Below are 21,773 nucleotides of genomic sequence, written 5' to 3'. Positions count from 1 at the left end.
CTGCCCGCCTTGTCTCACGTCTGAGCTAGGACCTAGCTCTTGACCATGTTGCGCAGCACGTACTGCAGGATGCCGCCGTGGCGGTAGTACTGGGCCTCACCGGGGGTGTCAATACGCACAACGGCGTCGAACTCGGTGGTGGAGCCGTCTTCCGCGGTGGCGGTGACGTGCACGGTCTTCGGGATGGAGTCGTTGTTGAACTCCTCGATGCCCGTGATGTCGAAGGTCTCGTGGCCGGTCAGACCCAGAGACTCGTGGGACTCGCCCTCCGGGAACTGAAGCGGCATGACGCCCATACCGATCAGGTTGGAGCGGTGAATACGCTCGAAGGACTCGGTAATCACGGCCTTCACGCCCAGCAGCAGGGTGCCCTTGGCAGCCCAGTCGCGGGAGGAACCGGTGCCGTACTCCTTGCCGGCGAGCACGACCAGCGGGGTGCCCTCGGCCTTGTAGTTCTCGCAGGCATCGAAGATGAAGGACTGCGGAGCGTCATCCTTGGTGAAGTCCAAGGTGTAGCCGCCGGTCACATCCACCAGCTGGTTGGCGAGGCGGATGTTGGCGAAGGTACCGCGCATCATCACCTCGTGGTTACCACGGCGGGAACCCAGGGAGTTGTAGTCCTGCTGCTCCACACCGTTCTCGTCCAGGTACTGCGCCGCGGGGGTGCCGGGCTTAATGGAGGAGGCGGGGGAGATGTGGTCGGTGGTGACGGAGTCGCCGAGCTTCGCCAGCACGCGAGCGCCGTGGATGTCCTCCACCGGAGCCGGCTCGGGCTGCATGCCATCGAAGTAGGGAGCCTTGCGGATGTAGGTGGAATCCTCATCCCATGCGAAGGTCTTGCCGGTGGGGATGTCCAGGGAGCGCCACTGCTCGTCGCCCTTGAACACATCGGCGTAGTCCTCGACGTACATGTCGCGAGAGATGGACTCTGCGATGACGTCCTCGATCTCCTGGGTGGAGGGCCAGATGTCCTTGAGGAAGACATCGTTGCCGTCCTGGTCCTGGCCGAGCGGCTGGGCCTCGAAATCGAAGTCCATGGTGCCGGCGATAGCGTAGGCGATCACCATGATCGGGGAGGCCAGGTAGTTCATCTTCACATCGGGGGAGATGCGGCCTTCGAAGTTACGGTTACCGGAGAGCACGGCGGTAGCAGTGAGGTCGTGCTCGTTGATGGCGTCCGAGATCTCCTGCGGCAGCGGGCCGGAGTTACCGATACAGGTGGTGCAGCCGAAGCCGGAAAGGTAGAAGCCCAGGGCCTCCAGGTCCTTCCACAGATCAGCGCGCTTGTAGTAGCCGTCGACAACCTGGGAACCGGGGGCGCAAATGGTCTTCACCCACGGCTTTGCCTTCAGGCCCTTCTCCGCGGCCTTGCGGGCGATCAGGCCAGCGCCGAGCATCACGGAGGGGTTGGAGGTGTTGGTGCAGGAGGTGATGGAGGCGATAGCCACCATGCCGTGGTCGATGGTGTATTCGCCACCGTGCGGGGACTGCACCACGACCGGGTTGGACTGGCGGCCCTCGGCACCTTCAGCCGCGGACTCGCCATGGCCGGCGCGGGAGGCGTTGTAGTTGGACGCGCCATCGGACTCGCCCGTCGGACCCTCGTGGTCCATACGCTTGGCGGGCTCGGAGGCGTCGACCGGCTCAGCAGAGCAGTAGTCCGGCAGATCCTTGCGGAACTGCTCCTTGGCCTCGGACTGCTTGATGCGGTCCTGCGGGCGCTTCGGGCCGGCGATGGAGGGCTCCACGGTGGACAGGTCCAGCTCGAGGTACTCGGAGTACTTGGCCTCGGGGGCGTCCTGCTCCAGCCACATGCCTTGGGCCTTGGCGTAGGCCTCGACCAGAGCAACCTGCTCCTCTGGGCGGCCGGTCAGGCGCATGTACTTGGTGGTCTCCTCGTCGATCGGGAAGATCGCACAGGTGGAACCGAACTCGGGGGACATGTTGCCGATGGTGGCGCGGTTGGCCAGCGGCACCTGCTTCACGCCGTTGCCGTAGAACTCAACGAACTTCTGCACCACGCCGTGCTGGCGGAGCATGTCGGTGATGGTGAGCACCACGTCGGTGGCGGTCACGCCGGCGGGGATCTCGCCGGTGAGCTTGAAGCCCACCACGCGCGGGATCAGCATGGATACGGGCTGGCCGAGCATAGCGGCCTCTGCCTCAATACCGCCGACACCCCAGCCGAGGATGCCGAGACCGTTTTCCATGGTGGTGTGGGAGTCGGTGCCGATACAGGTATCGGGGTAGGCGAGACCCTCGTTGTCGAAGACGACGCGCGCCAAGTACTCGATGTTCACCTGGTGGACGATGCCGGTTCCCGGAGGAACAACGCGGAAGTTGGAGAAGTTCTCGGCGCCCCAGCGGAGGAACTTATAGCGCTCCTCATTGCGCTGGTACTCGATGTCCACGTTCCTCTCCAGGGCGTCGGAACGGCCGAAGGCCTCGACGATCACGGAGTGGTCAATGACCATCTCAGCCGGGTTCAGGGGGTTCACCTGATCAGGGTTGCCGCCCAGGCTAGACACGGCCTCACGCATGGTGGCCAAGTCCACCACACAGGGCACACCGGTGAAGTCCTGCATGAGCACGCGGGCCGGGGTGAACTGAATCTCGGTGTCCGGCTCAGCCTCCGGATCCCAGTTGGCTAGTGCCTTGATGTGGTCGGCGGTGGTGTTGAGCCCGTCCTCGGTACGCAGAAGGTTCTCGGCGAGAACCTTCAGAGAGTAGGGCAGCTTCTCCATGCCATCGACGGCATCGAGGGCAAAGTAGTCATAAGACTTATCGCCGACCTCGAGCGTCTTCTTCGCATCAAAGGAGTTATTGCTTTCAGTCACGTAAAGCTCCGTTTCCTAGAAAATATGAGTGAACTGCTGCGAGGGGCGGTTCGTCTTAGGCTGACTCCTCCCTCGCGGCGCCCCGAATCCGTGCCACTTACATGCATGGGCACTGGTATCCGGTGCGAACCCAAACCAGCATAACAGTACGCTCGTTATGTTTAATAAAGATTGGGCGGGCAACGCGGTGCAGCCAGCGCTTCCACCCCATCGCGGGGGTGAAAACGGCGGCGTGCGTCACGCCGCACCTATCTGTCCATGGTAGCCGGAACGCCGTGGAGATGGAGGAGATTAGAGCACGTGTGGGCAAAGAATTGGGCAATATATATACCCTCCGCGCGGTAGCGAGATCTGGGGGAGTGGTGCACTAGACTCAGTGGGCAAGGATCCGCCCCCCTTAACTAGGGGTGTCCCGAGGGGCGGCGAGTGAGCGTCGATAAGCAAGAAAGCGATACAGCATCCATGGTTCCGAGCTCTATAGATATGGCCTCCATAATTGCCCAGCTTGAGGAGGATGGAGTGGCCTTCAGCTATGAGCATGAGGGCAATGCGGCGCTCAACGCCAAGCTCGTGGAAGTTGTGGACATGGCCGAGGGGGAGGGCTATGAGAATCCCGGGATCATCGTGCTGGGCGCGAAGCAGCCTGGGCCGGGCGATGAACGCGATATTGCACAGGCGGCCGCCGATGCCACGGACTCCAGCTTGATGATGGTGCGCACTCCCGGCAGTGCCGCGGTGGTCTCGAGTGAGCATGCCCGCGCCGATATTGAAAGTGTGCAATATAGCCTCGCCACCACAACGGACTATGTCCTTGGGGCGCGCGAGGTGGTCGAAGAACTGCCTGGGTCAAGTGTTGGGGCTGTACCTCTTGTCGTGGGCACGCTCGCCCTCGTGGCCGTCGCGACGGCTTTTAGTGCTCGCTGGAGCGCGAAGCTTCACTGCAAGTAAAGCCTGTACGCTAGACAGTATTAAACCTAGCATTCAGACGTGTTCGAAAGTCGAACACTACTTTCGCCCCTTTTCGCAGCGTGACACGCCGATATCTCTGCGCAAGTGAGCAAACTCACATATCTTTTTGATAAAGCTAAGTTCGCAGGTGAGCCGCCCGCAGAGTCATGGGGCAGGGCTTTACTCGTGTGACTCAAGTGGATTGTCTGGTTATTGGTACCGATTGTGTCCTAATGTTTCCATTGTCAGCTTGTGAGTAGTGCTGGGTTCGAGAGACCGAGGTTTCTCAGCCTCTATCACCTTCAGACGCCACAGTTGTTCTACTGCGCCGCATCCAGCGGCGTGGTGATCAAGAACAACGCCCTCGCCTCTGGCGCCATGCCGGCGGCGGGATATCTTCATATCGAGTTCATTGACTGCTGGTTCCTACCCGCATTCATCACAGGAGCGTGAGTCTCGCTCAGAGTTTGAGACTCCCGGCGCACTGCGATGGCGCATGGCCACATCGAAGAGCACGTGGGGAAGCTTGCTTTTACCCGTGGTCGCAGGATAGATCCAGAGCAGAATTCGAGTCGAAGACACGGCGGGTGTGATGGCAATAGCCGTGCGGTACTCACTGGCCGATACATGGTGCGCGCGCCGCACGCCCGATTCCCGCGGGTGAGGCTGCGGTTGCTGCACCCCTATCTTGACCATGTGTTGTCTTAGCTGAGGCGGCACAGGGCGCGGGATAGGAGTAGCTCTGATCTAGTTTTCGATAGCGCCTAAGGAGAATTTGTGGCCACGTCTACCGAGCACCGAGGTCGTTTCCCTCGGCGGCGCGCACGCCGTGCACTGATGACGCTTGTTTCCTCCTCGCTTGTGTGCGTGCTGGCTTCGACGTCCGTCCACGCCGCGCCGAGTAATCCATCCGATGAGGCCATCCAGGACGCCCTGAGTGCCGTGGATTCCTCCTCGCAGAGTGTCGCCCAGTTGGCGAACACCGTGGCAGATGCCGCCGAGTCCATCGCTGCGATCGAAAACGAGATGGGTGCTCTTCGCGAAGCCGTGAATAAGGCCCTTGTGGATCTGCAGGATGCCCGCGCGGTGGCCGAGCTATCGCGCCAGCAAGCCCAGACAGCCCGCGAGGAGCTGGATGCGAGCCAGGCGGATATCGCCGAGGCCCAGAAACTGCTGAATGAGATCGCCCGTTCGGCCTATCGCCGCTCGGTATCTCCCTCCTCCCTCAATGATCTCGTCGGATCCTCCACGTCCGACGATGCGTTGGACCGCTTGACCTATCTGCGGCAGCGGGCGGAGGAGCAAAAGGACGCCATCCAGAACCTGGATTCGCTGCGCACCTCTAAAGCCAATGCCGAGTCCTTGCTGCGCCAGGCCCGCCAGAAGGCCGATGAGCAGCTCAGCGCAGCCGAGGACGCGGAACAAGACGCCCGTAACCAGATTGACGAGAGCTCTCGCCAGCTGGAAGAGGCGGAAGCCCGTCGCTCCGAGCTGGTGCGCGAGCAGGCCGAGGCCCAAGCGCAGCTCGACGCCGCTCGAGGCCACGCCGATGAGCTGAACTCCCAGCGCAGTGAGTACGAGGAGTACCAGCGCGCGGAAGAAGAGCGCAAGCGCAAGGCAGAGGAAGAGCGCAAGGCCGCCGAGGAGCGTCGCGCCAAGCAGGAGCGGGAAGAACAGGCCCGCAAGGAGGCCGAAGCCGCCGCCAAGGCTGCGGAGGAAGCCGAGAAGGCTCGTGCCGAAGAGCGCGAGAAGATCCGCAAGGAGGCCGAGGCGAAGCGTGCAGAGGCGGAAGCCGCCCAGCGCGAGGCCGAGAAGGCTGCCGAGGATGAGGAGAAGGCTCAGGCCGCCCGCGAGGAAGCCCAGCGCGCCTCCCAAGAAGCCGCCGAGGCCGTGGTCGCCGCCAATGAGCCGGACCACACCGCCTTGGACAATCCTTATCCCACCGACGAGGACGCCGAGGCAACTACGGTGGCAGCCGTGTCGGGGGAGAACACCACCGAGGCAACGTCGAACACCACCACCGATGAGGATGTGAGCGAGCAGGCCACCGAGGTGGTCTCTGGTACTCGCCAGCAAAAGATCGAGACCGTGATCGCGCGGGCCGAAAGCCAGCTGGGCGTGCCCTACGCGTGGGGTGGCGGCAATGCCTACGGCCCGACGAAGGGTATCCGCGATGGCGGCGTGGCTGATTCGTATGGCGACTACAACAAGATCGGCTTCGACTGCTCCGGGTTGACGCTCTACGCCTTTGCCGGCGTGGGCATCTCCCTGCCGCACTATTCCGGCTATCAGTATCAGCGTGGCACCAAGGTGAGCCCCTCGCAGATGCAGCGCGGTGACCTCATCTTCTACGGCACCCACGCGCAGCACCACGTGACCATCTACTTGGGCAATGGGATGATGATCGAGGCGCCGCAGTCCGGCTCCTATGTGCAGAAGTCCCCGGTCCGCTGGGCCGGCATGAGCCCCTATGTGGTTCGCCTGATCTAGTAACAGCACTCTGGCGCTTATCGACGCCGCCCTCCTGACTTTTCTCCCCGCGGGAAAAGAGCCACGGAGAGCGGCGTCGTTGTCGTCTATCAGCCGCGGGTGACACATTCGGGCGCCGCCGCGTGAAGGAGCCGAGGATGAAGTTGGTAGTGTGTCTTTCTATGACATCGCCTCGTTCTGCTGATTCAACTCCCGTGGACTCGGTCCCGGAGGCAGATGCACTGCTCGTTCTTTCCTTCGGCGGCCCGGAAGGCCCCGATGATGTATTGCCCTTTTTGCGCAATGTCACCCGCGGTCGCGGTATCCCCGATGAGCGGCTCGTGGAGGTGGGTGAGCACTATGCCCATTTTGATGGTGTGAGCCCGCTCAACGAGCAGAACCGTGAGATCATTTCCGACCTGCAGCAGCGCCTCGCCGCCCATGGCTGGGATCTGCCGGTGTATTTCGGCAACCGCAACTGGCATCCCTTCGCCGAGGAGACGGTCGAGCGCATGGCCGCCGCCGGGGTGCGCTCTGCCTATGTCTTTGCCACCAGCGCCTGGGCGGGATACTCCGGCTGCAAGCAATACCACGAGGATATTGCGCGGATGCGCCGCCACCTCGCCGAGAAGGGGCTGCCGGAGATCGAATTCACCAAGTTGCGGCAGTTCTTCGATCACCCCACGTTTATTCAGGCCGCCGTGGACGAGGTGGCACCGCTTATCGCTGAGCACCCGCAGGCGCGCATGGTATTTACGGCCCACTCCATCCCCACTGCGGCCGATGCTGCCTCCGGCCGCCCCGAGGACGGGGCGCTGTACTCTTCCCAGATCGCCGAGGCGGCGCGTCTGGTTGCGGAAAAGATCGGGATCACCGACTGGGATGTGGTGTGGCAGTCGCGCTCCGGTGCTCCACATATCCCGTGGTTGGAACCCGACATTGTGGACCATATGGAGGCCTTGGCCGATGAGGGAGTGCGCGAGCTCATCGTGTTCCCCATTGGCTTTGTCTCCGACCACATCGAGGTGATTTGGGATCTCGATACCGAGCTGGTGGCTGCGGCCAACAAGCGCGATGTCTCCGTCTATCGCGCTGCCTCGGTGGGACACAACCCCCGCTTCGTACAGATGATCATGGAGCTGATCCTCGAGGCCTGCGGGCTAGTGAGCCCGCAGCGCCTGGGGCATGAGCCCAGCTATGGCTGTGGGGTCAATGGATCACCCTGCTCTCCGGAATGCTGTCCTTCGGCACGGCCCACCCGGCCGGCTGCCCGACCCGCTAGTGCAGAGGGCTGATATGTCGCGCTACTCCACTGATATTTTTTCCGGTCACGCCTCCCGCTCCGCGCCCCGCTACCCGCAGCTGGCGCTGCCTCCAGGCGAGGTTGTGGAGGTGCTGGCCACCGGATTCGTCGGTGCCATCGTGGGCTATGAAAAGGCTGTCGAGGGCGATGTGGTGCGGCTAGAAGACCGCCGTGGTACCCGCCGAGTATTCGTGCTGCGCCCAGGCGCTTTCCTCGTGGAGGGCAAGCGGGTCACGCTGCAGCGCTATGTGGCACCGAGTGCCCCGCAGCGCTCCAATTCCGGCTCCCGCAAGGTGGCCAATGTGCAGGCGAAGGTCGCCGCCCCCTCGCGCATTTGGGTGGAAGGTATCCATGATGCCGCGATCGTGGAAAAGGTGTGGGGCCACGATCTTCGCGTCGAAGGCGTGGTGGTGGAATATCTGGAGGGCTTGGATAATCTCGAGCAGCGACTGGCCGAGTTCCAGCCTGGCCCCGGCCGGCGTATCGGGGTGCTGGCCGATCACCTCGTGCGCGGTTCCAAGGAGACCCGCTTAACCGAGCGCCTCGGCCCCGATGTGTTCGTCACCGGCCACCCCTATGTGGATATATGGGCGGCGGTCAAGCCCGAGCGCCTCGGACTCACAGCATGGCCGGAGGTGCCCTATGGCGAAGACTGGAAGGAAGGGATCTGCCGCCGGGTGGGCTGGTCCGACCCGCGCGAAGGATGGAACCGGGTGTATAGCGCCGTGCACAGCTTCCGTGATCTCGATTCCACGCTCATCGGGGCGGTGGAACGGCTCGTGGATTTCGTCACCGTTCCCGAGCTAACTAAGGAAGACCTCACTTAGTACTTTTTCACGTATTCTGGACAGTGTGAGTGCACTAATTTGGTTCATTGCAGGCATAGCGCTCGTCGGTGCAGAAATGTTCGTCGGCGAGCTCACCTTTCTCATGCTCGGAACAGGGGCCCTCGCTGGGGCTGGTTCCGCGCTGCTCAGCGATTCCTTGTGGGTGCAGCTCATCGTGTTCGCAGTGGTATCAGTGAGCATGATCTTCTTCGTCAAACCGGTTCTTCGAAAGAAGATGCTCTCGTCTACCTCGGATCGAGGTAGCTCCCTCGCAGCGCTTGCTGGCCGCTCCGCCGTGGTGGTGGAGCCGGTGGATGAGCACCGCGGTTTGATTCGCCTCGATGGCGATCTGTGGTCGGCTCGTGCAGTTGATCCTGCCGAGTCCTATCAACCGGACGATACCGTTCATGTCCTCAGAATTGACGGCGCCACCGCCGTCGTGTGGAAAGAGAGCTCATAACCATAGCCATGGAATTTCTTCCTCTCGCATTATTTGCGCTGGTGATCGTGTTTGTCGCGGTCGCTATCGCACGCTCTATTGTGATCGTTCCCCAGGGCTCCGCCGCCGTGGTGGAGCGCTTGGGTAAATACACCCAGACCATCGCCCCAGGCATTGGCTTCCTCATCCCCTTCGTGGATAAGGTGCGCGCCAAGGTCGACACCCGTGAGCGGGTGGTGTCCTTCCCGCCGCAGGCCGTGATCACCCAAGACAACCTCACCGTCGCTATCGACACGGTGGTGACCTTCCAAATTAACGAACCCGATCGCGCCATCTATGGTGTGGACAACTACATCGTGGGCGTGGAACAGATCTCTGTAGCCACCCTGCGTGACGTGGTCGGTGGCATGACCTTGGAGGAAACCCTCACCAGCCGCGAGGTGATTAACCGTCGTCTCCGCGGCGAGCTCGACAATGCCACCACGAAGTGGGGTCTGCGCATCTCCCGTGTGGAGCTGAAGGCCATTGATCCGCCATCCTCCATTCAGGCCTCCATGGAGAAGCAGATGAAGGCCGAGCGGGAAAAGCGCGCCATGATCCTCACGGCCGAGGGCCAGCGCGAGGCGGACATCAAGACCGCCGAGGGCGAGAAGCAGGCTCGTATCCTCGGGGCGGAGGGTGAAAAGCACGCCTCGATTCTCGCCGCCGAAGCCGAGCGCCAAGCCATGATGCTCAAGGCTGAGGGTGAACGCGCCGCTATCTATCTGCGCGCCCAAGGCGAGGCCCGCGCCATTCAGAAGGTCAATGCGGCGGTCAAGGCCTCCAAGCTCACCCCGGAGGTGCTGGCCTATCAGTACTTGGAGAAGCTGCCGAAGATCGCCGAGGGCGAGGGCAACACCACGTGGATGATCCCATCCCAATTCGGTGACTCCCTGGAGCGCTTCGCCAAGTCCTTCGCCAAAAAGGACGAGGAGGGTGTGTTCCGCTACGAGCCCACCGGCGTGGATGAGGAAACCAAGCGCGTCGCCGAGGTGGATGAGGACGAGGATTGGTTCAATACCGAATCCGCCCCCGAGATCGCCGCAGCGGTGGCCGCCGCAAATGCCGTGGCCAATAAGCCGGTGGACGAGTCCGATCCGGCACGCTCGATCGAGGCCTCAGTACCAGACGGCACGGCTACACCGCAGCACTCTGCGCTCGACACAGCACCCAGCCCGCTACCGGATACTCCGGCGTCACGCACACCGCAGCAGCCCGCGGACTAAGGACTGTACTCGCGGCCCCGCCCCACGCTTCTTCTGCTGGGGACGGGGCCGCTCGCGTGTGCGGGGTGGCGTATCCGGGCTAGGCGAGCGAGTCCGCCCGCTGTAGAAGGTGTACCGCCAGTTGCCAGCCGGCGGATTCCGCCAGCCAGCCCGCCGCCTGCAGCCGCTGCGACATTGCCTGTTTCGAGATGCCCAGTTCCTCGGCAGCTTCATTTTGATTCAATCCCTGGCGCACCAAGGCGGTGGCCTCGCGGCCCTCGTGGGTGCGCTTGGAGAACACATGATTGAGCAGGGCGAACACGGCAATAATGTCTTCGGTGATATCCGCCGTATCCACGCCAGGGGCGGAGATCTGTGCCTTGACCGTGCCCGCGCGCACCCGCTGCGGCATCGCAGCCGTAGCGATGGCCTGCACCCGCCCGGTGTCATTGGACAGGGGAGTCACCCCGATGGAGACCGCCCATTCGCCGGCGCTCAGCAGCGCCATCGCGGTATCAGTGGTGGCGCGGGCGGAGTCGATGGCCGCACAGATATCCTCCACCCCTAAGACGTTGAAAGTCCCGACACCATCGAGGGTGGACAGCGCCTCGGCGGAGCGTGCCACCAGCTCGGCGCGGTGGGTGGAACGGCCCCGATAACGGGCGTGTACAGCAAACATCTAGACCCCTTTTTCACCTGGCACTCATGGGGAGGGGACGCCACCGGGCCTAGATACTGGCCGAGAGGGCGTCCCTTAAGTCAAGTCCTAAACGTAGACTATACCGAAGGCTGGGGCGTGTGTGGGGAGGCCGGGCGAAGCGGCAGGAGAGCGTCGATAAGCATCCCCATGGCGCCCATGATGAGCAGGGCGATGGTGATGAGAACAAGGCGTGCATCGCCGCCGTGGCTCAATGCCGATCCCAGCACCACGGTGGCGATGGTGCCTGGCGCCGAGCCGATGAGGGTGGCGAGGGTGAACCAGCGACGCGGCACCTCTGAGATCGCGGCCACGTAGTTGAGAATGGAAAAGGGCACCCCAGCGATCATGCGCAGGCTGGTGACGGCCAGCCAGCCGCGGCGGCGCAGATGAGTATTGATGGCCTCCACCGCTGGGTGGGTGAGATGGGGGCGGATCCAGTCGCTGAGGAATGCCCGCACCACACTCAGAGAGATCCATGCCGAGACAGTCGTGCAGCTCAGCGCAAGCACAATGCCGATGAGTGGCCCGAAAAGCACGCCGCTGGAGAGGGTGAAAACAGTGCGCGGAATAGGGAACTGGGTGGCCACGATATAGATGGCGGCAAACGCCAGCACGAACCCCGGGCCCAGCGCCTCGCTCCAGGCGCGCCACTGCTCCATACTGGGAATATCCACCAGTAGCGGTACCGCGATCACCGCCAGGATGCACCCCACGATGGCCACCTGGCGCAGCCGCGACAGCGCGCGGAAACCGCGGGCGATTCCACGCAGCGAGCGAGCTACGCGGTGCGCAGCGGCGGAGAGTCTGTGCATGGGCTCTGAGCATAGCGCCCGTGCCCGTATCCGCCCATATGGCCACGGACTGCGGGCACACTCTGTGGACAAACCAACAGGGTGGTGTTGCTTTATTACCCACATTGGTGAGTATGAATCCGTGCACTTCCGCAGCTATGCGCGGGCAGGGCTGGCGACGGCGGCGTCAATCTTCACATGAAGCGGGGGCTTGGCACTACACTGATGAGGTGAATGTGACCGTTTCCGGATACGAGGGCTCAGTGTGAGCACATCGCCTCGCACGGAGATACCGCCTTGGAAGAAACGGAGCCCGCACTGCGACAGGGAATGGGTGCTCGACGCACCGCCCTGCGGGACCATTTCTTGCGCTGGAAGAGGTCACGATTCGAAGAGAATATTTCTGCGACAAATCAAGCTAGAGAGTCGGTCTCTGCCCTGGCTCGGGCGTCGCGCGGCCGCACCAGATGGTGGGGCATGCGCTGTATGCGTGGCGCCTGCACGCGAGGCAGGGGACGGCTCCATAAGGGAGAAGGTTCACTGTGACTGATACACAGTCCGGTACCCCCAACGCTGATCTTCCCGAGAACTACTCGGAGATGGAGAACGCGTGGCACAAGGCAGTAGCCAAAGTGTTCGCACGGGTACAGAAGAAAGATGTCGCCGACGTTCCACTCGATGTGTGGAAAAAGTTGGTGAAGGCCACCTATAACGATGTAGACATCAAGCCGCTCTACAACCGGGCCGATGAGCTCGCGGAGGCAGCTGCTCCCGGACACTTCCCGTACCTGCGCGGTGACAAGACTGCTCACGCTCGTGAGGGCTGGGGAGTGGCCGAGTCCTTCGAAGGCGAGACCGCCAACAAGGACATCCTGCATGCCCTGCGTGTGGGCACCACTCACCTCATCATCGATGGCACCGATCTGGAGAAAACTCTCGACGGAGTGCTGCTGGATCTCGCCCCGATCCGCCTCAACGCCGGCGCCACGGTCTCTGCCGCGGCAGATGCGCTCTACCAGCTGATCGACGAGGCCGGCGAGGAGGTAGCCGAGGGCGTGAACATCGATCTCGGCGCTGCCCCGCTCACCGCCGTCTATGACGGCTCCGAGACCATCAGCCTCGACGAGGCCGTGGAACTGGCCGTGGCCGCCGCCAAGCGCCCCGGTACGGTACGCGCCATCCTCGTGGATACCGTGCCGCTGTCCAACCAAGGCGCCAGCGATATCCAGGAGATCGGCTACGGTATTGCCGCTGGCGTCGAGTACCTGCGCGCGCTTGTCGACGCCGGGCTCTCGGCCGAGGAAGCACTCGGCCAGATCGCTTTCCGGGTTGCCGTCACCGATGAGCAATTCGCGCAGATCGCCAAGCTGCGTGCCCTGCGCAGCCTGTGGGCCCGCGTTGCCGAGGTCATCGGCGTGCCCGAGGCCGGGTCGGCTGTGGTGCACGCGACCACCGCGCCGGTAATGTTCTCGCAGCGTGATCCGTGGGTGAACATGCTGCGCGTGACCGTGGCCGCCTTCGCCGGCGGTGTCGGTGGCGCCCAGGACATCGAGGTGCTGCCTTTCGACGCGGCTGTCCCCGGCGGTATGCCCACCGCCTCCCGTAACTTTACTCACCGCATCGCCCGCAACACCAACCTGTTGCTGCTGGAGGAGTCGCACCTGGGTCACGTGATCGACCCCGCCGGCGGCTCCTTCTACGTGGAGTCGCTGACCGCCCAGATCGCCGACAACGCATGGGAGATCTTCACCTCCATCGAGGGCGAGGGCGGCTTTAGCTCCAGCACCGAGACCGTGCAGGCTGCACTGGATAAGCAGGCCGAGCTCACCCGCGTGGATGTGGCTCACCGCCGCAAGAAGGTCACCGGCATCAACGAGTTCCCGAACCTCGCGGAAACCCCCTTGCCCCCAGAGAAACGCGATGCCACCCCGGGTATTCGCCGCTGGGCTGCCGAGTTCGAGCGACTGCGTGACCGTTCCGACGAGTTCCTCGCCGAGAAGGGTGAGCGCCCGCAGATCGGCCTGATTCCTTTGGGCCCGCTGGCTAAGCACAATGTGCGCACCGGCTTCACCACCAACCTGCTCGCCACCGGCGGTATCCAGGCCCTTAACCCGGGCCAGGTAGAGCCCGGCACCGAGGAGTTCACCGCCGCTGCACAGGCATCGCCGATCGTGGTGATCTGTGGCACCGACCAGGAATACGCCGCCTCCGGCGAAGCGGCCGTCACAGCCCTGCGCGAGGCCGGGGTGAAGGAAATCCTCCTGGCCGGCGCGGAGAAGTCCTTCGCCGATGCCGAGGAGAAGCCAGACGGCTACGTAAATATGACCATCGACGCAGCCGGCACCTTGTCCGAGTTGCTCGAGAAGCTGGGAGCGTGAGGAGACAATGACCACCATCCCGAATTTCGCTGATGTCGCTCGTACCCCCGAGGCAGCCACTGCGGCTAGCAACGTAGACGAGATCAAGGGCGAGGAGCAGGTCTGGGCCACCCCAGAGCGCATTGATGTCGCCCGCGTGTTCACCCGCGACAACCGCGATGAGGCTGTCAATGACACCCCCTCGCACCCGCTGGATTCCTTCCCCGGTATGCCCCCATTCATGCGCGGGCCGTACCCGACGATGTACACCAACCAGCCGTGGACGATTCGCCAGTACGCCGGCTTCTCCACCGCGGCCGAGTCCAATGCCTTCTACCGCCGCAACCTTGCCGCCGGTCAGAAGGGCCTGTCTGTGGCCTTCGACCTCGCCACCCACCGCGGCTACGACTCTGACAATGAGCGCGTGCTCGGTGACGTCGGTATGGCCGGTGTGGCCATCGACTCCATCTTGGACATGCGCCAGCTTTTCGAGGGCATTGACCTCTCGAGCGTGTCGGTGTCGATGACCATGAACGGCGCCGTGCTGCCGATTCTGGCTCTCTACATCGTCGCTGCTGAGGAGCAGGGCGTGAAGCCGGAGCAGCTGGCCGGAACTATTCAGAACGACATTCTGAAGGAGTTCATGGTCCGTAACACCTACATCTATCCGCCGCAGCCCTCCATGCGCATCATCTCCAACATCTTCGAGTACACCTCGATGAAGATGCCGCGCTGGAACTCGATTTCCATCTCGGGCTATCACATCCAGGAAGCCGGTGCGACCGCCGACTTGGAGCTGGCCTACACCCTCGCCGATGGTGTGGAGTACATCCGCGCCGGTAAGGCCGTGGGCTTGGACGTGGATAAGTTCGCCCCGCGTCTGTCCTTCTTCTGGGGCATTTCCATGAACACCTTCATGGAGATCGCGAAGCTGCGCGCCGGCCGCCTCCTCTGGAGCGAGCTCGTGGCCACCTTCGATCCGAAGAACCCGAAGTCGCAGTCGCTGCGTACGCACTCGCAGACCTCCGGCTGGTCCCTGACCGCCCAGGACGTGTACAACAACGTGCCCCGTACCTGCATCGAGGCAATGGCCGCGACCCAGGGCCACACCCAGTCGCTACACACCAACGCCCTCGACGAGGCGCTGGCGCTGCCCACCGACTTCTCCGCTCGTATTGCCCGTAACACCCAGCTGCTGTTGCAGCAGGAGTCCGGCACCGTGCGTCCGGTGGATCCGTGGGCTGGCTCCTACTACATCGAGTGGCTCACCAATGAGCTGGCCAACCGCGCCCGCAAGCACATCCAAGAGGTGGAGGACGCGGGCGGTATGGCTCAGGCCACCGCCGAGGGCATCCCGAAGCTGCGCATCGAGGAATCGGCTGCACGTACCCAGGCCCGCATCGACTCCGGCCGCCAGGCCCTCATCGGTGTGAATAAGTACGTGGTGGCCGAGGATGAGCAGATCGAGGTGCTCAAGGTTGAGAACTCGCGCGTGCGTCAGGAACAGCTGGACAAGTTGGAGCGCCTGCGCGCTGACCGCGATGAAGAGGCAGTAACCAAGGCCCTCGACGCCCTGACCTATGCCGCCGCCCACGAGGACGAGAAGGAAGCCGGGGATCTCTCCCTCAACCTGCTCAAGCTCTCGGTGGATGCGGCTCGCGCCAAGGCCACCGTGGGCGAGATCTCGATGGCTCTGGAGAAGGTCTTTGGCCGTCACGAGGCCGAGATTCGCACGCTGTCGGGCGTGTACAAGGACGAGGTCGGAAAGGAAGGCCAGGTGTCTAACGTGCAACGCGCCATCACGATGGCCGATGCCTTCGAGGCAGAGGAAGGTCGCCGCCCGCGTATCTTCATCGCCAAGATGGGCCAGGACGGCCATGACCGCGGCCAGAAGGTGGTGGCTTCCGCCTACGCCGATCTGGGCATGGACGTGGATGTGGGACCGCTGTTCCAGACCCCGGCCGAGGCCGCCCGCGCCGCCGTGGACGCTGACGTGCATGTGGTGGGCGTGTCCTCCCTTGCCGCCGGTCACCTCACCCTGGTGCCCGCGCTGAAGGAGGAGCTGAAGAAGCTGGGCCGCGAGGACATCATGATCGTCGTCGGCGGCGTGATTCCTCCCGGAGATTTCCAGGAGCTCTACGACGACGGCGCCGCCGCGATCTACCCGCCGGGCACCGTGATCGCGGACTCTGCCATCGACATGATGCAAAAGCTTGCCGCCGATCTCGGCTTCGATCTTCCTGATCCGAAGGAGGAGGCCGCAGCGGAGTAGCGCGCCATCGCCGCTACGTTCGCTGCCGGCTTAGCCGCTCACGCACCGCCCCTTACACACCCGCCACATCGTGGCCTGTGCAAGGGGCGGTTGTGCGTCGAGGGCAGAGCTAGGGAATCACGACCTGCCACGCTGCGGCCTGCCCTGGGGGAGGTACACACGGGCCCGGGAGCGGTGAGGGTGATTCTTATTAACCCCATCTGGACTCACGCGCTGGGGCACTCAGGCACAATGGGGAACGAAGGACTATTTACTGCAGAGAAAGGCTGGGAGCACCTAATCATGGAGGGCACACGCGAATACCTTGAGGAAAACCTCGGATCGCTGACTACCACGGCCGGAACCGATCTTGGCACTGCCACCGCCGTGGCCCCGGAGAAGGTGAAAAGGGCACGCCGCCGCATTAATGTTGATGAGCTTTTCGACGGCGTCCGCAATGGTGAGCGCACCGCGATTGCTCGCGCGATTACGCTGCTGGAGTCCAGCGCGGCAGCGCATCGAGTATTAGCGCAGGAACTGCTGGTGAAGCTGCTGCCCTTTAGCGGCAATGCCTTACGCGTGGGCATCACCGGTGTGCCCGGAGTGGGTAAGTCCACCACGATCGAAAGTCTCGGTATGAAGCTGGTCAATGAGGGCCACAAGGTGGCGGTGGTGGCGGTGGATCCCTCATCCACCAAGACCCGCGGTTCGATCTTGGGCGATAAGACCCGCATGGCGAAGCTCTCGGCGCAGGATGATGCTTTTATCCGCCCCTCGCCCTCGGCGGGCACCCTGGGAGGCGTGGCGAAGGCCACGCGCGAATCCATGGTGGTCTTCGAGGCCGCGGGCTTCGACATCATCATCGTCGAAACCGTCGGCGTGGGCCAAAGCGAGGTGGCCGTGTCCAATATGGTGGACTGCTTCACTTTCCTCGCCCTCTCTGGGGCGGGCGATCAGCTCCAAGGCATTAAGAAGGGCGTGCTGGAGATGGCTGATCTGGTGGCCATCAATAAGGCCGATGGCTCGAATAAAAAGAACGCCAAGCGCGCCGCCCGAGAACTGGCCGCGGCGATGCGCATGGTGCGTTCCGAGGACGATGATTGGCACCCACCAACAATCACCATGTCCGCTGTGGAGGACACCGGGATCTCCGAATTCTGGGAGATCGTGGAAAAGCACCACCAGTGCCAATTGGAGACCGGCGCCTTCGAGCGGCTGCGCCGCGAACAGCAGGTGGGCTGGATGTGGCAGATGGTGCACGAAACCATTCTGCAGCGGCTCAACACCAATGCTTCGGTGCAAGAGACAAAGCAATTAGTGGAATCGCAGCTCAAACAGGGGCAGATCACCCCGACGCTCGCCGCCGAGCGCATCCTCGCCGCCTTCGATAACGTTGCGCAGCCGGCACCGACGCCGGGGCAGAGTGACAACGCCAACTAGAGCCGATACCCGCTCAGGCCGACTCTCAGGCCTGCTCTCGTGCTGGCTTTGGTGAGAGCACACAGCTGCACCGCCAGCCCCACGCCCACGGGGATGGCGGTGCAGCTGTGTCTGCGCTGGTGCCTAGCCACCCAGCATCCGGTTGAGCTGCGCGACCAGCCACAGCACAAGCACAAGCCCGATGAGCACCATGCCGCCACTAAGGATCAGCTTCTGGGTGGGGGCGAAGCTCTCGCCCTTCGCTCGGGGCAGGTAGTACACGATCAGCGCGGCGAGGATAAGCCCAATGACATTGCCGGTAAGCAATTGGTGGATAACGCTGAATATGGCGTAGATGCGCAGCGTGCGCAGATTTTCGGCCTCGGCCACACGGAGGAGTGCAGCCATAATAATCACCGAGCAGCTGGCCACGAACGCCAACGCCACGCTGGGATCGGTGATGACCTCCTCGAAGCTCATCCCCGTCTGGGTACTCACCGCGGTTTGGTAGAGGAGATAGGCCACGGCGCTGAGCAGCCAATACCAAAAGAGAATCGTAGTGGTACGACGATAGTCCTTGAACATCGCGAAGAATGTGCTCACGAGCGCCTGCTTTCTAGTTGCTGTTCGTTGTAGACAATAAGGCTGCGGGCCACATAGTCCAGCAGCACGTTCAATCCCACAAAGGAATGGTGCAGCCCGGCGTTGATGCTGGTCATTGTCGGTGTTGAGGTGTAGGTGAGGGTGCGATCGGCATGCTGGGCGATATAGCCATCGCTGCGTGCCGCGATCAGTAGTACCCTGATCCCGCGCAGCTCCATCTCGTGCAGAATCTCCTCGAGGCCATCGGTCGCCCCCGAGAGAGAGACGATCACCACCATGTCTTCTGGCCCCATGACCGCGGTGGAGGCACTGAACTCGTTGATGGTCGGCAACACCACGGTAAAGCGCCGGCTCGAAATCAATGACTTGGCGAATTCCTCGGTGGCAAGCCGCTGCGCATAGCCGGTGGCGAAGCAGTACAGCGTGCGCGCACCGGCGATCCAGCGCAGGATCTCGGAGAGATCGGTGCCCTCCATGGTCGTGAGAGTGGCCTCCACATCCGAGCGCAGCACCCCAACGAGGTCCTCCGAGGGGGTGGGGATGTGCGCGAGGGAGTTTTTGATAAAGAACTTGAGTTCGCCGAACCCAGTGAAGCCGAGCTTTTGGGTCAAACGGATCACGCTCGAGGTTGAGGTGAACGCCCGGTGTGCCACAGCGCTCAGCGTGGCATCGGCCACGAATTCCTGCTCGGCCAAAATGAAGGCCAAGACATCACGTTCAGTGGCACTGAGCCGGAGCTCAATCTTTTTTACATGATCCGCCAGATTCATGGCTCATAGTCTATCCCTAGAGTTAGCGCATCTGCTGCACCTCGTGGACGCTGCGTGCAGGCACGGAACGAGGTGCAGCGCGAGGCACTACGCAGGAGAGTCGCTTGTGACCATCGCTTCGAAGGCGTCGCGGACTTGGGGGACGTCCATGCCGACGATCACCTGGAAGGCGCGGCCCTTACGGACGATGCCCATCGCCCCCGCATCCTTGAAATCGGCGTCATTATCGGAGACCAGCGTGGCATCATCCACTGATACCCGCAACCGGGTGGCGCAGTTATTCACATCCGTAATGTTCGCTGGGCCGCCGAGCAGGGCCAGGAAATCCCGGGCGCGTTGGCTATAGGGATCATCGGCCGCCGTGGTATCGCCGGTGTCCGTGCTGCCTTTCTTCTCCGCTTTCTTCGCGGCCTGCATCTCGCGGTATTCCTTCTTGGAGTAGAGCTTCACGTCGGCTCCATCGGCCTCGCGCCCAGGAGTCTTTAGGTCGAGCTTGAGGATGAGGAAGCGGAAGAGCAGGAAGTAGATGGCAGTGAAAGTGAGACCGATGAGGATCTGAGCGATATAGGTGGCGTGGTGGTTAGCCCACAGCGGCACCCAATTCTGGAACACGAAGTCGATCAAGCCACCGCCCATGTTGCCCACCACGCCGAAGGAGTACATGACCGCGGCCATCGTCGCGGCCAAGAGGGCGTGGACGACGAAAAGAATCGGGGCAGCGAAGAGGAAGGTAAACTCCAGCGGCTCGGTGATGCCAATGAGAATGGCGGTCAAGCACACCGGTACCAGCAGGGTGAGGGTTTCCTTGCGCCGTTCGGGGCGAGCTGTCGTATAAAACGCGGCCGCGATACCGATCGGGGCGAATACCTTGGAGTTGCCGTGCAGCGAGAAACCGCCCGAGGGGAAGAGATCCTTCAAGGATTCGGTGGAGGCGGCATACTCATTCAGATGCGCCACCCAGTACTTGGTAATGCCATCGGGCACCACTGCGGGGCCAAAGACGAAGGGGGTGTAGATGAAGTGGTGGAGTCCCGTGGGGATGAGGATGCGCTCCATGAACGTGTACAGCCACACGCCAAAGACGCCGGAGGAGATAAAGAATCCCTGCATGCTGGCGATACCGTTCTGGATACTCGGCCAGATAAACGCGGTGAGTAGTGCCACCGGAATCATGAGGAAAAACCCGAGGGCATAGACGTATTGGGTGCCCTGGAAGATGCCGAGGAAGTCCGGCAGCTTCGTGTTGAAGTAGCGGTTGTGCAACCACACCACGATCGCGGAGACAATGATCGCCCCGAAAATACCGGTGTCGAGGGTCTTGATGCCGGCGATCTCCTTCAAACCGGAGGTGCCGCCGACCTCAGCGCTGAAGTCCACACCGAGCTTATCGCCGAAGTGCTCCAAGATAGAGCTGAGGAAGTACTGGAAGGTCAGATACACCATCGCGGCTTCCAGCACAGCGCGAGCATTGGCTGTTTTGGCGAGGGCGATAGGCAGGCCCAGCACGAAAAGCAGCTCCATCTGATTGAAGACTGTCCAAGCGCCGGATTGCCACACGGTCCAGAAAGACCACCACCAACTTCCCTCGGCGGCAATTCCGCCCACGAGGTCTTCGTTCAGCGCGATGATTGACAGGCCCACCGCGAGGCCAGCGAAAGCGAAGATGAGGACCGGGGCCAGCATGGCCGAGCCGAACCTCTGGACTTTCTCCATCATGGTTTCTCGTCCCTTTCCACTTCAGGGGCGCAGCTAGGGTGCAGGTGTCATGAGCTGCGTGTGTATTGGCTTTGTCTCTATTCATAGTTCTTCGCTTCAGTGCTGAGAAGCACTTTTGCGCCGGCTGGAGAACACTCCAGATTTTGGAGCATCGCGGCCTTCTGTGCCGCGGCCGCGTCTTCATACACTGGGGGAGACCGCTATTGTTGCGCCCCGTGAGCTAGGAAGGCCTATGAAGGTTCTCACCCTCAACACCCACAGCTGGATGGAAGAGATGCAAATTCCCAAGCTGTATTCCCTCGCACGCATGCTTGTCGACGAGAGCATAGACATTATCGCGCTGCAGGAAGTCAATCAGTCCCGCTGTATGCCCCCAGCCGCGGATCTCGAAGGGTGGATACCTGCTCGGGATGCCTTGGATTCCATTGCCGTGCACGGGGACAACTACGCACTACTGCTCGTGCAGGCTCTGCGGCAGCTCGACTCCCATACCGCGTGGAGCTGGACGTGGATTCCGGTGCACCGCGGCTTCGGCGTCTTCGATGAGGGTACTGCGATCGTGTCCCGCCACGGCATCGCGGAGGCGCGCCAGCTCAGCCATGGTGGTGACTTCGAGTATGACGACGTGCGCCGCCGCGCCTCGCTCGCGGTACATAGCGCTGGTCTGTGGTGGGTATCCTCCCACTTCTCGTGGTGGCGTGGCGATAACGATACCTTCTTCGCCCGCGAATGGCGCCATATGAGTCCGCAACTCGACCAGCTGCGCCGCCTAGCCCCAGTGGTGCTCTGCGGCGACTTTAACGTTCCTGCCGGAGACACCGACGGCGGCTACGACTACGTGATGCGCTCGGGCCAGTGGTCCGATAGCTTCCACCAGGCGGCTGAGGTGCAGGGCGAGGCGACTGTGCACACAACAATTCACGGCTGGGACGACAACACCCAAGATTTGCGCATTGATTATGTGTTCACCAGCAGCGGGGTGCGCGCCCGCAGCCACACCGTGGTTTTTGCCGACAACAGCTCCGAAGCGGTGTCCGACCACTCCGGCGTTGTGGTCTCGCTGGACACCACACCCGATGACGACCCACAACTCTAAGGA

The 21,773-nt window shown here is 62.5% G+C and carries 16 protein-coding genes; 10 read left to right on the top strand and 6 right to left on the bottom strand.

Going from position 1 to position 21,773, the window contains the following annotated elements; all coding sequences use genetic code 11:
- Positions 1-32: 32 nt before the first annotated feature.
- On the bottom strand, positions 33-2,837 hold the full coding sequence (gene acnA / locus GBB11_RS00560) for an aconitate hydratase AcnA (protein ID WP_151548600.1): 2,805 nt from the start codon (positions 2,835-2,837) through the stop codon (positions 33-35).
- 426 nt (positions 2,838-3,263) lie between these two features.
- On the opposite strand from acnA, the gene GBB11_RS00555 reads away from it, so the two are divergent.
- From GBB11_RS00555 to GBB11_RS00530, 6 genes are all read left to right on the top strand, one after another.
- Positions 3,264-3,785, top strand: a complete 522-nt coding sequence (locus GBB11_RS00555) for a DUF6676 family protein (RefSeq protein ID WP_151548599.1) — start codon at positions 3,264-3,266, stop codon at positions 3,783-3,785.
- Positions 3,786-4,562: 777 nt separating this feature from the next.
- Entirely contained in the window at positions 4,563-6,275 is a 1,713-nt protein-coding gene (locus GBB11_RS00550; RefSeq protein WP_225979074.1) for a DIP1281 family NlpC/P60 protein, read from the top strand.
- A gap of 161 nt (positions 6,276-6,436) precedes the next feature.
- On the top strand, positions 6,437-7,549 hold the full coding sequence (locus GBB11_RS00545) for a ferrochelatase (RefSeq protein ID WP_151548598.1): 1,113 nt from the start codon (positions 6,437-6,439) through the stop codon (positions 7,547-7,549).
- 1 nt (position 7,550) lies between these two features.
- Complete coding sequence (locus GBB11_RS00540) at positions 7,551-8,384, top strand: DUF3097 domain-containing protein (protein WP_151548597.1); 834 nt, start codon at positions 7,551-7,553, stop codon at positions 8,382-8,384.
- 25 nt (positions 8,385-8,409) lie between these two features.
- Entirely contained in the window at positions 8,410-8,844 is a 435-nt protein-coding gene (locus tag GBB11_RS00535; protein ID WP_151528754.1) for an NfeD family protein, read from the top strand.
- An 8-nt stretch (positions 8,845-8,852) separates the two neighbouring features.
- The gene (locus tag GBB11_RS00530; protein ID WP_151548596.1) at positions 8,853-10,088 is read left to right on the top strand and encodes an SPFH domain-containing protein; all 1,236 of its coding nucleotides are present in this window, start codon (positions 8,853-8,855) and stop codon (positions 10,086-10,088) included.
- A gap of 79 nt (positions 10,089-10,167) precedes the next feature.
- On the opposite strand, the gene GBB11_RS00525 is transcribed toward GBB11_RS00530, so the two are convergent.
- Together GBB11_RS00525 and GBB11_RS00520 are read right to left on the bottom strand one after the other, a co-directional pair.
- Entirely contained in the window at positions 10,168-10,746 is a 579-nt protein-coding gene (locus GBB11_RS00525) for a MarR family transcriptional regulator (RefSeq protein ID WP_151548595.1), read from the bottom strand.
- Positions 10,747-10,844: 98 nt separating this feature from the next.
- Positions 10,845-11,579, bottom strand: a complete 735-nt coding sequence (locus GBB11_RS00520) for a TVP38/TMEM64 family protein (protein WP_151548594.1) — start codon at positions 11,577-11,579, stop codon at positions 10,845-10,847.
- Positions 11,580-12,100: 521 nt separating this feature from the next.
- On the opposite strand from GBB11_RS00520, the gene GBB11_RS00515 reads away from it, so the two are divergent.
- The 3 genes from GBB11_RS00515 to meaB all read left to right on the top strand — a co-directional run bounded on the left by GBB11_RS00515 (position 12,101) and on the right by meaB (position 17,606).
- Positions 12,101-13,936 (top strand): methylmalonyl-CoA mutase family protein, encoded by a 1,836-nt coding sequence (locus GBB11_RS00515; RefSeq protein ID WP_370513506.1) that lies wholly within the window; start codon positions 12,101-12,103, stop codon positions 13,934-13,936.
- Positions 13,937-13,943: 7 nt separating this feature from the next.
- The gene (scpA, locus tag GBB11_RS00510; protein WP_151548593.1) at positions 13,944-16,187 is read left to right on the top strand and encodes a methylmalonyl-CoA mutase; all 2,244 of its coding nucleotides are present in this window, start codon (positions 13,944-13,946) and stop codon (positions 16,185-16,187) included.
- A gap of 282 nt (positions 16,188-16,469) precedes the next feature.
- Entirely contained in the window at positions 16,470-17,606 is a 1,137-nt protein-coding gene (gene meaB / locus GBB11_RS00505; RefSeq protein WP_151548592.1) for a methylmalonyl Co-A mutase-associated GTPase MeaB, read from the top strand.
- Between the two features lie 123 nt (positions 17,607-17,729).
- Here the strand turns inward: meaB and GBB11_RS00500 are convergent, their stop codons facing one another.
- The 3 genes from GBB11_RS00500 to GBB11_RS00490 all read right to left on the bottom strand — a co-directional run bounded on the left by GBB11_RS00500 (position 17,730) and on the right by GBB11_RS00490 (position 20,674).
- Positions 17,730-18,188 (bottom strand): hypothetical protein, encoded by a 459-nt coding sequence (locus GBB11_RS00500; protein WP_151548591.1) that lies wholly within the window; start codon positions 18,186-18,188, stop codon positions 17,730-17,732.
- Complete coding sequence (locus tag GBB11_RS00495) at positions 18,185-18,958, bottom strand: MurR/RpiR family transcriptional regulator (protein ID WP_151548590.1); 774 nt, start codon at positions 18,956-18,958, stop codon at positions 18,185-18,187. The genes GBB11_RS00500 and GBB11_RS00495 overlap by 4 nt, the downstream gene beginning before the upstream one ends.
- Before the next feature lie 87 nt (positions 18,959-19,045).
- The gene (locus GBB11_RS00490; protein ID WP_151548589.1) at positions 19,046-20,674 is read right to left on the bottom strand and encodes an alpha-glucoside-specific PTS transporter subunit IIBC; all 1,629 of its coding nucleotides are present in this window, start codon (positions 20,672-20,674) and stop codon (positions 19,046-19,048) included.
- Positions 20,675-20,906: 232 nt separating this feature from the next.
- Here GBB11_RS00490 and GBB11_RS00485 point away from each other — a divergent pair, with 232 nt between their 5' ends.
- Positions 20,907-21,770: an endonuclease/exonuclease/phosphatase family protein gene (locus GBB11_RS00485; protein ID WP_151548588.1), complete on the top strand. Its 864-nt coding sequence runs from the start codon at positions 20,907-20,909 to the stop codon at positions 21,768-21,770.
- The last annotated feature ends 3 nt before the right edge of the window (positions 21,771-21,773 follow it).

This window comes from Corynebacterium sp. 74A (genome assembly GCF_008930665.1).
Classification (GTDB): domain Bacteria; phylum Actinomycetota; class Actinomycetes; order Mycobacteriales; family Mycobacteriaceae; genus Corynebacterium; species Corynebacterium megadyptis.
The sequence above is the reverse complement of the archived record's forward strand: the minus strand, read 5'-3'. Positions and strand labels throughout refer to the sequence as shown.